The 982-nt window shown below is 49.8% G+C and carries 3 protein-coding genes; all 3 read right to left on the reverse strand.

Annotated features, from left to right (window positions below; translation table 11 throughout):
- A partial coding sequence (locus Bealeia2_RS10435; RefSeq protein ID WP_331256942.1) for a hypothetical protein occupies positions 1–442 on the reverse strand: 442 nt, incomplete at its 3' end.
- Between the two features lie 47 nt (positions 443–489).
- A complete protein-coding gene (locus Bealeia2_RS10440; RefSeq protein WP_331256856.1) occupies positions 490–723 on the reverse strand; it encodes a RebB family R body protein in 234 nt (77 codons plus the stop codon).
- A 105-nt stretch (positions 724–828) separates the two neighbouring features.
- On the reverse strand, positions 829–972 hold the full coding sequence (locus Bealeia2_RS10445; RefSeq protein ID WP_331256943.1) for a RebB family R body protein: 144 nt from the start codon (positions 970–972) through the stop codon (positions 829–831).
- Positions 973–982 lie beyond the last annotated feature (10 nt).

The raw sequence follows: 982 nt of genomic DNA on the forward strand, positions 1-982 counted from the left end.
GATTGGAGTTCGGGCCCGGAGGAAAGCTATTCAAAATCGCACTCGCATCTTGACCAATACTGACTGCAATCGCCTCAGTGCCTTGCGCAGCGGTCAAAAATGCGGCCATGGCACTGGTGAGAGCCGCCACTTTTGGAGCCGACTCTACAGGATCTTCTGTCGCGACAATTTCCGCGATTTTCTTCTCAAACACGGCCGTCGTGGCTGTTGTCATTGACAGCGTGTTTTGCGCAAAAAGAGCGGCACTCTGGACCCATTGCGCCATTGATTGAGATACGGCCTGATAGGCGTTCCCAGGTCCGACCCATGTCGTGGGCGATAAAACGGACTCGTTGATGAAGTTGACGCCTTGTGCCCCAGAAATGGTGGCCTGATTCTTGGTATCATCCGCACCAGTCAATGTTTGCGGTAATGGCCATGCGTTTGTTGTCGTCTCTGTCATTACTTATCTCCTGGGAACCTTCAAAACAATTCATCAAACAACGTTGATTATTTGTTGATCAAGTCCATAATCTTGGTGGATCCGACTGTTGCAATTGCCGCACCAATCTGATTCATCTGTTGCTGAGCAAATGTTGCGTTTTGCATGGAGGTACTGAGTGACTGGGCCAATGTTTGATAGACCATCGACATCGCCATGGCGGGTGATTCCGCGAGCACCTTCACGTTGGTTTGCGTCACCGCATCCGTGATCTGTGAGTTAATTCCTATGGGATCTGCCATTTGTCTTGTCCTTCTCTTTGAGAATCAAGCCCCGTTGCAATGGTTGCTCTTCGGAGTCTTGCTCTCGTTGTTTCTCTTTCTCTCTCGTCCAAAAGATCCATTTGATTAAATCACACGCGCACGCGCGACCTGCTCAGTGGCTCCACCAACAGATGCGGTGTCAACTGCATAAATTAGGTTCACGCCTTGAGTCGTTGCCGCCTGATGAATCAGATTGGATTGTTGCTGCGCAAATGTTGCGTTTTGAATCGATTGTGAC

The organism is Candidatus Bealeia paramacronuclearis (assembly GCF_035607555.1).
Taxonomy (GTDB): Bacteria; Pseudomonadota; Alphaproteobacteria; order UBA9655; family UBA9655; genus Bealeia; species Bealeia paramacronuclearis.

Coding starts and splice junctions, on each gene's coding strand:
- Bealeia2_RS10440 (WP_331256856.1), bottom strand. CDS start 723: ATGGCAGATCCCATAGGAATTAACTCACAGATCACGGATGCGGTGACG.